The organism is Pseudomonas sp. Marseille-P9899 (assembly GCF_903166565.1).
Lineage (GTDB): Bacteria > Pseudomonadota > Gammaproteobacteria > Pseudomonadales > Pseudomonadaceae > Aquipseudomonas > Aquipseudomonas huaxiensis.
In genome coordinates, this window is sequence record NZ_CAESCG010000007.1 from 288,670 (window position 1) to 302,041 (window position 13,372).

Here is a 13,372-nt window from a genome sequence, read left to right on the forward strand (position 1 = left end):
TCGCATGCTCTCCAGCGAGGACGTGATGCGTCGGCGCGCCAGCTTCCTGCAGCGCATCCATGTCGACGGCCCTTTGCTGATCCTGCTGCTGACCCTCGCGGCCGGCAGCCTGTTCGTCCTCTATTCGGCCAGCGGCAAGAACTGGGACCTGCTGCTCAAGCAAGCGTCGTCGTTCGGTATCGGCCTGGTCTCGATGTTCGTCATTGCCCAGCTCGAACCGCGATTCATGGCGCGCTGGGTGCCGTTGGCGTATGTGCTCGGGGTGATCCTGCTGGTGGTGGTGGACGTCATGGGGCACAACGCCATGGGCGCGACGCGCTGGATCAACATCCCCGGGGTGATCCGCTTCCAGCCGTCGGAATTCATGAAGATCATCATGCCGGCGACCATCGCCTGGTACCTGGCCAAGCGCACGCTGCCGCCGCACCTGAAACACGTACTGATCAGCCTGGTTCTGATCGGCCTGCCGTTCATCCTCATCGTTCGCCAGCCGGACCTCGGCACCGCGCTGCTGATCCTCGCTTCCGGTGCGTTCGTGCTGTTCATGGGCGGGCTGCGCTGGCGCTGGATCATCAGCGTGCTGGCGGCGGCCGTGCCGGTGGCGGTGGCGATGTGGTTCTTCGTCATGCATGACTACCAGAAGCAACGGGTACTGACCTTCCTCGACCCGGAAAGCGACCCGCTGGGCACCGGCTGGAACATCATCCAGTCGAAGGCGGCGATCGGTTCCGGTGGCGTATTCGGCAAAGGCTGGCTGCTGGGCACCCAGTCGCACCTGGACTTCCTCCCGGAAAGCCACACCGACTTCATCATCGCCGTGCTCGGCGAAGAGTTCGGCCTGGTGGGCATTTGCGCGCTGTTGCTGATCTACCTGCTGCTGATCGGCCGCGGGCTGGTGATCACCGCCCAGGCCCAGACCCTGTTCGGCAAGTTGCTGGCCGGCAGCCTGACCATGACCTTCTTCGTGTACGTCTTCGTCAATATCGGCATGGTCAGCGGCTTGCTGCCCGTCGTGGGCGTGCCGCTGCCCTTCATTAGTTATGGTGGAACTTCGCTGGTGACGCTGCTGTCAGCGTTTGGCGTTCTCATGTCGATCCATACCCACCGCAAATGGATCGCGCAGGTTTGAGTAAGGTGAATTTCTTGATGCAAGCAATGCGTGGCTGGATGGCCCGTTGTGTACCTCTGGCGGGCCTGATCGGGCTGTTCGGCGGCGTGCAGCAGGCCAGCGCCGGCGACTACGATGGATCCCCCCAGGTAGCCGAATTCGTTGGCGAGATGACCCGTGACTACGGGTTCGCCGGCGAGCAGTTGATGGGCGTGTTCCGCGATGTCCAGCGCAAGCAGGCGATCCTCGACGCCATTTCCCGTCCTGCAGAACGGGTCAAACCGTGGAAAGAATACCGGCCGATGTTCCTCACCGACGCGCGTATCGCCCGTGGCGTGGACTTCTGGCGCCAGCACGAGGCCGCTCTGGCCCGCGCCGAGCAGGAATACGGCGTGCCGGCGCAGGTGATCGTCTCGATCATCGGTGTCGAGACCTTCTTTGGCCGCAATACCGGCAACTACCGGGTCATGGACGCGCTGTCGACCCTGGCCTTCGATTACCCGCAGCGGGCTCCGTTCTTCCGCAAGGAACTGCGTGAATTCCTGCTGCTGGCCCGCGAAGAGCAGATCGATCCGCTGACCCTCAAGGGTTCCTACGCCGGAGCCATGGGGCTGCCGCAGTTCATGCCGAGCAGCTTCCGCGCCTACGCCGTGGACTTTGACGGCGACGGCCACATCAACATCTGGAACAACCCCGACGACGCCATCGGCAGCGTCGCCAGCTACTTCAAGCGTCACGGCTGGGTTGCCGGCGAGCCGGTGGTCAGTCGTGCGATGGTCCGTGGCGAGCGTGTCGACGAAGGCCTGAGCCCGGGCATCGAGCCGGTCAAGACGGTGGGGGAGTTGCGGGCATTGGGCTGGTCGAGTCATGATGCGCTGCGCGATGATCTGCCGGTCACCGCTTTCCGGCTTGAAGGCGAAAACGGCCCCGAGTACTGGCTTGGCCTGAAGAACTTCTACGCGATCACTCGCTATAACCGCAGCGTGATGTACGCCATGGCGGTACATCAACTTTCAGACCTGCTGGTTCAGGCAAGGGGCGCCCGGTAATGCGCATACTGTTCTCTGCTACATCGCTGAAACTGCTGGGCTGCGCGGCGCTTGGCCTGGTGCTGGTCAGTTGTTCTTCCAGCCGTCCGACCCAGAGCAGCAGCGGCAACGTGGTTCGCGCCAAGCCCGGGCTGGACATCAACCGGGCCCACAAGGACGGCGCGCCGTGGTGGGACGTCGATGTCTCGAAGATCCCGGACGCCACGCCAACCGTGCACACCGGTAACTACAAGGCCAACCCGTACACCGTACTGGGCAAGACCTACTTCCCGATCCCCGACTCGCGCAACTATGTCGCCCAGGGCACCGCGTCCTGGTACGGCACCAAGTTCCACGGGCAGAACACCGCCAACGGCGAGGTCTATGACCTCTACGCCATGACTGCGGCGCACAAGACCCTGCCGCTGCCGGCCTACGTCAAGGTGACCAACCTGGACAACAACCGCAGCGTGATCCTGCGGGTCAACGACCGCGGCCCGTTCTATTCCGACCGCATCATCGACCTGTCCTATGCGGCAGCGAAGAAGCTCGGTTACGCCGAAACCGGCACCGCGCGGGTTCGCGTCGAAGGCATCGATCCTCAGCAATGGTGGGCCCAGAAGGGTCGTCCGGCGCCGTTGGTACTCGACCAGCCGCAAGTGGCCCAGGCCAAGCCGATTGCGGCGAGCACCGGCACCGTCGAACAGTGGACGCCACCGCCGCAGCAGCACGCCGCCGCAGTCCTGCCGGTGCAGGTCGCCAGCAACAGCGTGCCGGCCAATGGCGGCACATTCCTGCAGGTTGGCGCATTCGCCAACCCGGACGCCGCCGAGTTGCTACGCTCCAAGTTGAGCGGCATGGTCAGCGCACCGGTGTTCATCAGTTCCATCGTGCGCAACCAGCAGACCCTGCACCGCGTGCGCCTGGGGCCGATCCGCAGTCAGGGCGAGGTCCAGCAGACGCAGGACAGCGTACGCCTGGCCAACCTGGGACAGGCGAAAGTAGTCACGGCGGACTGACCGGGGGGACTGGTCGGTTTGTCATGTAGCCGGGCCGAACAGCCATGTACAATGGCGGTTTTGCTCGCAGGCGCGGCGGTTTGTCGCAGCGCCTTTTGTAACTTTGCCCTTCAGGGCATGAGCCCATAAGCCATTTCGAGAGACGGATGAACATCACCACCTTTGCCAAACGCCTTTGCCTGCTTGTTCCGCTGATGATCACCCCTGCCGCATTCGCGGCAGAGCAGATGATGCCGTCGCCGCCGCAACTGGCAGCCAAGTCCTACGTGCTCATGGAAGCCTCCAGCGGCAACATCCTGGTCGAGAACAATGGCGACCAGCGTCTGCCTCCGGCGAGCCTGACCAAGTTGATGACCGCCTACATCGCGACCCTGGATATCCGTCGCGGACAGATCGGCGAGAGCGACCCGGTAACCGTCAGCGAAAACGCCTGGCGCACCGGTGGTTCGCGGATGTTCATCAAGGTCGGCACCCAGGTCACCGTCAGCGATCTGCTGCACGGGATCATCATCCAGTCGGGTAACGACGCCAGCGTTGCGCTGGCCGAGCACATCGCCGGCAGCGAAGACGCCTTCGCCGACATGATGAACAAGACTGCCGGCGACCTCGGCATGAGCAACAGCCACTTCATGAACCCGACCGGCCTGCCGCACCCGGAGCACTACTCCTCGGCGCACGACATGGCCGTGCTGGCTCGCGCGATCATCCACGAAGACCCGGCTCACTACGCGATCTACTCGCAGAAAGAGTTCTTCTGGAACAACATCAAGCAGCCCAACCGCAACCTGCTGCTGTGGCGTGACAAGACCGTCGATGGCCTGAAGACCGGCCACACCGACGAAGCCGGCTACTGCATGGTGTCGTCCGCCGTTCGTGACGGCATGCGCCTGATCGCCGTGGTATTCGGTACCAACAGCGAACAGTCCCGCGCCGCCGAGACCCAGAAGCTGCTGACCTACGGTTTCCGCTTCTTCGAAACCCAGACCTTCTACCAGAAAGGCACCGAGCTGGCTCAGGCCCAGGTCTGGAAGGGCACCAGCAGCCAGGTCAAAGCCGGTCTGGCCGAAGACCTGACCATGACTTTGCCTAAAGGCCAATTGAAGAAACTGGCCGCCAGCATGACCATGAGCCCGCAACTGGTTGCACCGATCGCCAAAGGTGACGTGATCGGTAAAGTCGAAGTCAAACTGGATGACAACGTTGTTCATAGCGCCGATCTGATCGCGCTGGACGGCGTCGAGGAAGGTGGTTTCTTCCGCCGGGTGTGGGATAGCATTCGTCTGTTCTTCTACGGGTTGTTCAACTGATATCGTGACCTGCCATGCCCCTGCCACCATGCAGGGGCATTGTTGTTGCCACGGCTTACGAGGCCGGTACTGCCATGACTCAAGCTGACGTCAAAGCGCCAAAAATCGAATTCCCCTGCGCGGATTACCCAATCAAGGTAATTGGCGACACCGTGGTCCACTTCAAGGACACCGTGATCGAAGTTCTCAAGAAATACGCCGAGGTCGATATGACCACGCTTGCTGAGCGCCAGAGCAAGGAAGGCAAATACACCACCGTGCAACTGCACATCGTCGCTACCGGCGAAGACCAGCTGCACGACATCAACAGTGCCCTGCGTGCCACCGGTATCGTAAAAATGGTGCTCTGATGTCCGCCAGCCTCGGCTTTCGCGACCTCGGCCTGCTGCCTTACGAACCGGTGCTGGATGCCATGCGCCGGTTCACCGACCAGCGTCAGCCGGGTAGCGGCGACGAAGTCTGGCTGGTGGAGCACCCGTCGGTCTTCACCCAGGGCCAGGCCGGCAAGGCCGAGCACCTGCTGGTGCCGGGCGATATCCCGGTGGTTCAGACCGATCGCGGCGGCCAGGTGACCTACCATGGCCCCGGCCAACTGGTGGCCTACCTCATGCTCGACGTGCGTCGCCTGGGCTTTGGTGTCCGCGAGTTGGTGACGCGTATCGAGCGCTGCCTGGTCGAGTTGCTCGCCAGCTACGGTGTCGAGGCTGCGGCTAAACCCGATGCGCCGGGTGTTTATGTCGATGGCGCGAAGATCGCGTCCCTCGGCCTGCGAATCCGCAATGGCTGCTCGTTCCATGGCCTTGCCTTGAATGTGGACATGGACCTTGCGCCATTCCGCCGAATTAATCCCTGCGGGTATGCCGGGCTGGCCATGACCCAGCTACGCGACCAGGCAGGCCCGATCGAACTCTCCGAGGTCAGGGCAAGGCTGCGCGGACAGCTGGTCAAGCACCTCGATTATGCTGAGCAGACGACCCTTGCGGGCGGAATCGACTGAAAATGACTATTGTGCAAGAACTGGTGCAAAGCACCGTGACCCCGGCCCCTCGGCCGAAGGTTGAAGCCGGTGTGAAACTGCGTGGCGCCGAGAAGGTTGCGCGTATCCCGGTAAAGATCATCCCCACTGACGAACTGCCGAAGAAACCCGATTGGATCCGCGTGCGCATCCCGATTTCTCCGGAGATCGATCGCATCAAGCAACTGCTGCGCAAACACAAGCTGCACAGCGTTTGCGAAGAGGCATCCTGCCCGAACCTGGGCGAGTGCTTCTCCGGCGGTACCGCGACCTTCATGATCATGGGTGACATCTGCACCCGTCGCTGCCCGTTTTGCGACGTCGGCCATGGCCGCCCGAAAGCGCTGGACGCCGACGAGCCGAAGAACCTGGCGGTCGCTATCGCCGACCTGCGCCTGAAGTACGTGGTCATCACTTCGGTGGACCGTGACGATCTGCGTGATGGCGGTGCCCAGCACTTCGCCGATTGCATCCGCGAGATTCGCGCGCTGTCCCCGGGCGTCCAGCTGGAAACCCTGGTGCCGGACTACCGTGGCCGTATGGATGTCGCCCTGGCGATCACCGCCCAGGAGCCGCCGGATGTGTTCAACCACAACCTGGAAACCGTGCCGCGTCTGTACAAGGCCGCGCGTCCGGGCTCGGACTACCAGTGGTCTTTGACCCTGCTGGAGAAGTTCAAGGAACTGGTGCCGCACGTACCAACCAAGTCCGGCCTGATGCTTGGCCTGGGCGAGACTGACGACGAAGTGATCGAAGTCATGCACCGCATGCGCGAGCACAACATCGACATGCTGACCCTCGGCCAGTACCTGCAACCGTCCCGTAGCCACCTGCCGGTGCAGCGTTTCGTCCACCCGGACACCTTCGCCTGGTTCGCCGAGGAAGGCTACAAGATGGGCTTCAAGAACGTCGCTTCCGGCCCGCTGGTACGTTCCTCGTACCACGCCGACCAGCAGGCGCATGAGGCCAAGATCAAGCTCTGATCCCGGCCCGTAAAAAAAGCCCCCGCACCTGAGAAGGTACGGGGGCTTTTTTGTGTATCTGGCATCGCGAGCAAGCTCGCTCCTACAGGATTATCACGCGGACATTGTAGGAGCGAGCTTGTCGGGGCGCCGAACCGTCGCGATAGCGGCCTTCAGCGCGTGCGCAGGCTATCCAGCAACTTGTGCGTCGGATACCCGTCCGCCGGCCAGCCCAGGGTCTGTTGGGCATTGCGAATCGCTTTGCGGGTGTTGGCTCCAATGATGCCATCCGCCGTGCCGGCCTCATGCCCGGTGGCATTGAGCCGGTCCTGCAACTCGATGCGCTCGCTGCGGCTCAACGGCAGGTCGTCCTTGGGCCAGGCGCCGCGGATGTAGCCGGCGCCATCGAAGCGCTCGTTCAGCAGGCTGACGGCCAAGGCGTAGGACGACGAGTTGTTGTACTTGAGGATCGCGCGGAAGTTGTCGAGCACCAGGAACGCCGGGCCACGGTAGCCCGCAGGCAGTATCAGGGCGGCGGAGAGTTGCTCGCTGCCGGCCGGGACGCGAGCGCCAGCTGGCAGTTTCAGGCCCAAGTGCAGCCATTCGGCGACGGTTTTGCGTTGAGTGCCGTCAGCCAGCCAGTAATCGAAGCCCGGTGCCAGTTCGACTTCGAAGCCCCAAGGCTCACCACGTTTCCAGCCTGAACTTTGCAGGTAGTGGGCGGTGGAGGCGAGGGCGTCGGCGGAGCTGTTCCAGATGTCGCGGCGGCCGTCACCGTCGAAGTCCACAGCATGGGTGTCGTAGGTGGTGGGGATGAACTGGGTCTGGCCCATGGCTCCGGCCCAGGAGCCGCGCATGGCTTCGGGGGCGATATCGCCGTTCTGCAGGATCTTCAGCGCCGCCAGCAACTGCGCCTGGGCGAACGCCGGGCGACGGCCTTCATAGGCCAGGGTCGCGAGGGAGCGAATCACCGATTTGTTGCCCTGGAACTGGCCGAAGTTGCTTTCCATGCCCCAGACGGACACCAGCACATTGCGCTCTACACCGTAGCGCTGCTCGATGCGGCTCAGCAGTTCGCTGTTCTGCGCCAGCAGTGCCTTGCCGTTGCGCACCCGCAGTGGTGACAGCGCGCCATCGAGGTATTCCCATACCGGGCGGCTGAACTCCGGCTGACTACGGTCGGCCTTGATTACATCCATGTCTGGGGTGATGCCGGCAAAGGCGCGGTCGAACAGGCTTGGCGTTACGCCGGCCTGCAGCGCCTGCTGGCGGAAACTGGCCTGCCACTCGGCGAAGGTTTGCTGTGGCTGGACTACGATGTCGGCGGATGGCGTGGGCTGGACAAGGGCCGGGGCCGGTTGGACTGGCGCGATGGGCAGGGCATCGGCGGCGGTCGGGTGCTCGGCGCAGGCAACGAGCAGGATGAGGCTGAAAGCAGCGGTCAGTTGGCGGAGTTGCCAGCGACGGGAAAGGCGGAAGGGCATGCACGAATCCAGGTAATACGGGTCAGGTGACGACCATATCATGCCTGTGGATTTCCTGCCTTCATGCGGCCTTAAAGCAAGAAGCCTCCCAATCTCTCGATTGGAAGGCTTCGCGGCGGTAGCTGCCTTTGCCCTTTTCCGGTTGTTCCTGGCGGCTGCGGAACAGGGGCTGGGCAATGATGGATTTGGCCTTGTTCGGCCGGGTTTTTGCCGATTTCTTGCTCATGGAGAAGGTCCTGCCTGGGTGGATTCGGCGCGAACTATAGGACTGTCACGCGTCCGTCGCAAGGCCGTTGGTCACGATCCTGGCGGTTACTCCGCCGGCAGGTTCAGGCGCTGCCCGGCCATCAGCAGCGAAAGGCGGGTCAGGCTGGTCCACGGCGAACCTTGGGCCTGGCCCTTGATTTGCGCGTCGATGCGTTGGGCGTCAAACAGCAGTTGGGCCCAGCGCTGCGCCGAATGGCGTTGCAGTGCCTTGCTCATCAGTGGCTTGCGCTTGTCCCAGACCGGCGGACGAGCCTGGCTGAAGGCTTTGTCCAGTGGTACACCCTGGCTGTATTGCTGGGCTAGACCCGTGAGGACGCGCAGTTCCCGAGCCAAGGCCCAGAGAATCACCGGCGGCTCGACGCCTTCACCGCGCAGGCCTTCGAGCATGCGCAGGGCGTGGGCGGCTTCGCCATTGAGGATGGCGTCGACCAGGCCGAAGACGTCGAAGCGCGCGCTGTCGGCCACCGCACCCTGTACCGTTTCCACGGTGATGGTGTTGCCGTCGGCGAGCAGCTTGAGCTTTTCGATTTCCTGGGCGGCGGCCAGCAAGTTGCCTTCGACCCGTGCGGCAATCAGTTCCACCGCATCACGCTGCGCCGCCAGCCCGGCCTGGGCCAGGCGCTGGTTGATCCATTGCGGCAGTTGCTGGGTGTCGACCGGCCAGATCTGGATGAACTGCACCTGTGGCCCTTCGACCAGCGCCTTGCCCCACTTGGTCTTCTGCGCACTGCCGTCGAGCTTGGGCAGGCTGATCAGCAGAAGGGTGTCGTCGGCGGGGCGTGAGCAATATTCGATCAGCGCCGCGGCGCCCTTGTCGCCGGGCTTGCCGGAGGGCAGTCGCAGTTCCAGCACGCGTTTTTGGGCGAACAGCGAGAGGCTGGCACCTGCCTGGAGCAGGGTGCCCCAGTCGAAGTTGGCATCGGCGCTGAATACCTGGCGCTCATCGAAGCCCTGCTGGCGCGCAGCCAGGCGAATGGCGTCGGCGGCTTCCTGGCACAGCAGCGGATCATCGCCGCTGACCACATAAACCGGGGCGAGTGCGCCTTGCAGGTGCTTGTTGAGCTGGGCGGGAGCAAGTTTCATAAAAGAAGTCGGGGCGCCGAAGCGCCCCGTTCAGCCTCAGCGGGCCGGGATTTCCAGCGGCGATTGCTGGGGTTGGGCTGCCTGGGCGCGGCGGGCCGCTTCCAGTGCCTCGGCTTCCGCCCGGGCGCGTTCATCAGCCTTGACTTGCAGCTCTTCGAGTTGGGCCGGGGTCAGCAGTTGCAGGCGCAGCACCATGTTCTGTACCAGGTCGCGACGCATTTCCTTGCGGATCTGACTGGCTTCCTGGCCGGAGCCAGTGATGTTGTTGCCGTCATGCACGTAGATCTTGCGGACTTCCAGCTTGTCGTTGAGCAGCGGCGTGTTGTTCTGGCCCTGGATCTCGTAGGACAGTTCGGTGCTCAGCTCGTATTCCACCGAGCGCCCGGCGCCGGCGTAGCTGGCGGCGCGCTGGTTTTCGACTTCGTTGGTCAGTACCAGTTTGAACGGCGCGCCAGCATGGACGTTGACGCCGCTGTTCTTCAGTACGTCGCGCAGCTGAGTGACCGTTTCGCCGTAAGCGTTACGGGCGCTCAGGTCCAGTTCCTTGATGGCCAGCTCGTTGGTCCCGGTACCACGCAGTTGGAAACCGCAGGCGCTGAGCATTACCGCCAGGCCTATTACCAACAAATTGCGTTTGATCATCTTGTTGCTCCCTTGAAACCTTGTGGGCCTTGTCTGTGCGGGCGCCCGCCGGGGCGCCCGGTCCTGTCAGTTGGCGACGATGTTGACCAGCTTGCCGGGTACCACGATGACCTTGCGGATTGTCAGGCCTTCGGTGAAGCGCAGCACGTTTTCGTTGCTGCGCGCGGCGGCTTCGACGTCCTCGCGGCTGGCGGCGGCAGGCATTTCGATCTGCCCGCGCAACTTGCCGTTGACCTGGATGACCAGCTGCAGGCTGTCCTGCACCAGGGCGCTTTCGTCCACAGCTGGCCAGCCGGCATTGATCGCCGGGCCGCTGTGGCCGAGGCTCTGCCACAGGCCATGGCTGATATGCGGGGTGATCGGAGCCAGGATCAGGGTCACGGCTTCCAGACCTTCCTGGATCAGCGCGCGGTCCAGCTCGCTGTCCTGTGCGGCCTTTTCCAGCACGTTCATCAGGGTCATCACCTGGGCGATGGCGGTGTTGAATTTGTGGTGCTGGCCGACATCGATGCTGGCCTGGCGAATCGCCGAGTGCGTGGCGCGGCGCACGGCTTTCTGCGCGTCGCTCAGGCTGCTCAGGTCGGCCTTGGGCGGCAGGCCCTGGGCGACATGCGCCTGAGCCAGGCGCCAGACACGACGCAGGAAGCGGCTGGCACCCTCGACGCCGGAGTCGGACCATTCCAGGCTCATGTCGGGCGGCGAGGCGAACATCATGAACAGGCGGCAGGTGTCGGCGCCGTAGGCATCGATCATCGACTGCGGGTCAACGCCGTTGTTCTTGGACTTGGACATCTTCTCGGTGCCGCCGATTTCCACCGGAAGGCCGTCGGTCTTCAGGCGTGCGGCGATGATCTTGGCTTTGGCATCGCGCTCGAGCTCGACGTCGGCCGGGTTGAACCAGTCCTTGCCGCCATTGCTGGCAACGCGGTAGTAGGTCTCGGCGACCACCATGCCCTGGGTCAGCAGGTTCTTGAACGGCTCGCTGGAACTGACCAGGCCTTCGTCACGCATCAGCTTGTGGAAGAAGCGCGCGTAGAGCAGGTGCAGGATCGCGTGTTCGATGCCGCCGATGTACTGGTCGACCGGCAACCAGTGGTTGGCCGCTTTCGGGTCGACCAGGCCACCTTCGTAGTTCGGCGATGCGTAGCGGGCGAAGTACCAGGACGACTCGACGAAGGTGTCCATGGTGTCGGTTTCACGCTTGGCCGCAGTGCCGCATTTCGGGCAGGTGCACTCGTAGAACTCGGGCATGCGCGCCAGTGGCGAACCGGCGCCATCTGGCACCACGTTCTCCGGCAGGGTGACCGGCAACTGGTCTTCCGGCACCGGTACGTCGCCGCAGGATGGGCAATGGATGATCGGGATCGGGCAGCCCCAGTAGCGCTGGCGGCTGATGCCCCAGTCGCGCAGGCGGAACTGGGTGCGAGACTTGCCCGACTCCTTGCGGATCAGCGCGGCTTCGATGGCGTCGAAGGCGCCGGCGAAGTCCAGACCGTCGAACTCGCCGGAGTTGATCAGTTGGCCATGCTCGCCGTAGGCGGCCTGCCATTCGCTGCCGACTTCATCACCGGCGCTGGTGCGGACCACAGCCTTGATCGGCAGTTGGTACTTGGTGGCGAATTCGAAGTCGCGCTCGTCGTGGGCCGGTACGGCCATGACCGCGCCGTCGCCGTAGTGCATCAGCACGTAGTTGGCGACCCACACCGGCAGTTTTTCGCCGGTCAGTGGATGGCGGACCAGCAACGAGGTGGCCACGCCTTTCTTTTCCTGAGTGGCGATGTCGGCTTCGGCGACGCTACCGCTCTTGCATTCGTCGATGAACGCTTGCAGTTGCGGGTTGCCTTGAGCCGCGAGGGTGGCCAGCGGGTGCTCTGCGGCGACGGCGACGTAGGTCGCGCCCATCAGGGTGTCGGGACGGGTGGTGAAGACTTTCAGCGCGCCGGCTTCGCCGATGCTCGCCTCGTCATAGGGGAACTGCACTTCCATGCCGCGGGACTTGCCGATCCAGTTGCGCTGCATGGTCTTGACCTGCTCGGGCCAGCCCGGCAGGTCGTCGAGGCTTTCCAGCAGTTCGTCGGCGTAGTCGGTGATCTTGAAGTAGTACATCGGGATTTCGCGCTTCTCGATCAGCGCGCCCGAACGCCAGCCACGGCCGTCGATGACCTGCTCGTTGGCCAGTACGGTCTGATCGGCCGGGTCCCAGTTCACGGTACCGTTCTTGCGGTAGATCACGCCTTTTTCGAACAGGCGGGTGAACAGCCACTGTTCCCAGCGGTAGTAGTCCGGCTTGCAGGTGGTGACTTCACGCGACCAGTCGATGGCCAGGCCCAGGCTCTTGAGCTGGGTCTTCATGTAGTCGATGTTTTCGTAGGTCCACTTGGCCGGCGCGACGTTGTTTTTCATCGCGGCGTTTTCTGCCGGCATGCCGAAGGCGTCCCAGCCCATCGGCTGCAGGACGTTCTTGCCGAGCATGCGCTGGTAGCGCGCGATCACGTCGCCGATGGTGTAGTTGCGCACGTGCCCCATGTGTAGCTTGCCGCTCGGGTACGGGAACATCGACAGGCAGTAGTAAGTGTCCTTGCCTGGCTGTTCACTGACTTCAAAAGACTTGTGCTCGTCCCAGTAGGACTGGGCGGCGGCTTCGATTTCGCGGGGCTGATAGTGTTCGTGCATGGCTACTTTGCGCTGAGAAATGGGAGACCTTATCCAGGCCGGTTGAAAACCGTTTGTGCCCGGTAATCCGGTGTCAAGAGTGAACGCCGTAGCATACATGACCCCCAACGGTCGTGGGAAACCCTGATTGCATCGCGGGCCGGCGCCAGGGCCGTTGGTCGCGGCGTCCGGCCGCTTTTGCCGGTGACGCTAAGCTCATGTCTGGGGGAGATGAATTTTATCTTCGATGAGGTGAACGGATGGGAGAGTCGCAGCTACAAGCATTGAAACCGGAGCTTTACGAACGACTGATCGACCGTCTGGGACTGGCCTTGGATGTGGCCCGGACCTCGGTTCGATTACGCGATGAAATGCCCGACGAACTGGAACTGCGTGGTTTGAGCAGCGCCGAGTTCGACGTTATCAAAGCCTATCTCGAGTCCGCGCCGGCACGCGGGCAAAAAGTTTCCGGCGTTGCACCCTCAATGGAAGCGCCCCCTTCGGGTCGGGTCATCTGGCTCAAGGACAAGGCACGTTCCACCGCAGCGCTCAAAACCCGAGCGCTGCAACGCAAATAGCGTTAGGCCTATCACGGCGCAGTCTGGAGTGCGCCACCGCAGCATTCTTTTCTCCGATACGGCGCCTGGTTAATGTTTCCAGGCGCCGATTTCTCTTACGCTCTGCACGAAATGCATCCGAACTCGGCCAGGCTGCGTTGAAAATAGGCTCGGAATGCTCATTTACAGTCAGTAAACTCCGCTTCCTCGCCTATTTTCGCCTTGCCTGGCCTTCGCTCGAATACATT

General features: G+C 63.0%; 13 protein-coding genes. 8 read left to right on the forward strand and 5 right to left on the reverse strand.

Features of this window, described 5'->3' with window-relative positions; genetic code table 11:
* Positions 1 to 25 precede the first annotated feature (25 nt).
* From rodA to lipA, 7 genes are all read left to right on the forward strand, one after another.
* The gene (gene rodA, locus HWV67_RS27685; RefSeq protein WP_175653600.1) at positions 26 to 1,129 is read left to right on the forward strand and encodes a rod shape-determining protein RodA; all 1,104 of its coding nucleotides are present in this window, start codon (positions 26 to 28) and stop codon (positions 1,127 to 1,129) included.
* Between the two features lie 17 nt (positions 1,130 to 1,146).
* Positions 1,147 to 2,157: a lytic murein transglycosylase B gene (gene mltB / locus HWV67_RS27690; RefSeq protein WP_095159395.1), complete on the forward strand. Its 1,011-nt coding sequence runs from the start codon at positions 1,147 to 1,149 to the stop codon at positions 2,155 to 2,157.
* A complete protein-coding gene (locus HWV67_RS27695) occupies positions 2,157 to 3,155 on the forward strand; it encodes a septal ring lytic transglycosylase RlpA family protein (protein WP_095159323.1) in 999 nt (332 codons plus the stop codon). Before mltB ends, HWV67_RS27695 begins: the two co-directional genes overlap by 1 nt.
* 146 nt (positions 3,156 to 3,301) lie before the next feature.
* Positions 3,302 to 4,462, forward strand: coding sequence for a D-alanyl-D-alanine carboxypeptidase family protein (locus HWV67_RS27700; protein ID WP_175653537.1), 1,161 nt, complete (start codon positions 3,302 to 3,304; stop codon positions 4,460 to 4,462).
* A 74-nt stretch (positions 4,463 to 4,536) separates the two neighbouring features.
* Positions 4,537 to 4,812 (forward strand): DUF493 domain-containing protein, encoded by a 276-nt coding sequence (locus tag HWV67_RS27705; protein WP_095159321.1) that lies wholly within the window; start codon positions 4,537 to 4,539, stop codon positions 4,810 to 4,812.
* On the forward strand, positions 4,812 to 5,459 hold the full coding sequence (lipB, locus tag HWV67_RS27710; RefSeq protein WP_095159320.1) for a lipoyl(octanoyl) transferase LipB: 648 nt from the start codon (positions 4,812 to 4,814) through the stop codon (positions 5,457 to 5,459). Before HWV67_RS27705 ends, lipB begins: the two co-directional genes overlap by 1 nt.
* Positions 5,460 to 5,461: 2 nt before the next feature.
* On the forward strand, positions 5,462 to 6,460 hold the full coding sequence (gene lipA / locus HWV67_RS27715) for a lipoyl synthase (RefSeq protein WP_095159319.1): 999 nt from the start codon (positions 5,462 to 5,464) through the stop codon (positions 6,458 to 6,460).
* Positions 6,461 to 6,612: 152 nt separating this feature from the next.
* Here the strand turns inward: lipA and HWV67_RS27720 are convergent, their stop codons facing one another.
* The 5 genes from HWV67_RS27720 to leuS form a co-directional block, all read right to left on the reverse strand.
* Entirely contained in the window at positions 6,613 to 7,923 is a 1,311-nt protein-coding gene (locus HWV67_RS27720) for a lytic murein transglycosylase (RefSeq protein WP_175653538.1), read from the reverse strand.
* 61 nt (positions 7,924 to 7,984) lie between these two features.
* A complete protein-coding gene (gene arfA / locus HWV67_RS27725) occupies positions 7,985 to 8,149 on the reverse strand; it encodes an alternative ribosome rescue factor ArfA (protein ID WP_175653539.1) in 165 nt (54 codons plus the stop codon).
* An 86-nt stretch (positions 8,150 to 8,235) separates the two neighbouring features.
* On the reverse strand, positions 8,236 to 9,273 hold the full coding sequence (gene holA, locus HWV67_RS27730) for a DNA polymerase III subunit delta (RefSeq protein ID WP_175653540.1): 1,038 nt from the start codon (positions 9,271 to 9,273) through the stop codon (positions 8,236 to 8,238).
* A 36-nt stretch (positions 9,274 to 9,309) separates the two neighbouring features.
* A complete protein-coding gene (locus tag HWV67_RS27735) occupies positions 9,310 to 9,915 on the reverse strand; it encodes an LPS-assembly lipoprotein LptE (RefSeq protein ID WP_175653541.1) in 606 nt (201 codons plus the stop codon).
* A gap of 66 nt (positions 9,916 to 9,981) precedes the next feature.
* Complete coding sequence (leuS, locus tag HWV67_RS27740; protein WP_175653542.1) at positions 9,982 to 12,588, reverse strand: leucine--tRNA ligase; 2,607 nt, start codon at positions 12,586 to 12,588, stop codon at positions 9,982 to 9,984.
* Positions 12,589 to 12,827: 239 nt separating this feature from the next.
* Here leuS and HWV67_RS27745 point away from each other — a divergent pair, with 239 nt between their 5' ends.
* Positions 12,828 to 13,145, forward strand: a complete 318-nt coding sequence (locus HWV67_RS27745) for a hypothetical protein (RefSeq protein ID WP_175653543.1) — start codon at positions 12,828 to 12,830, stop codon at positions 13,143 to 13,145.
* The last annotated feature ends 227 nt before the right edge of the window (positions 13,146 to 13,372 follow it).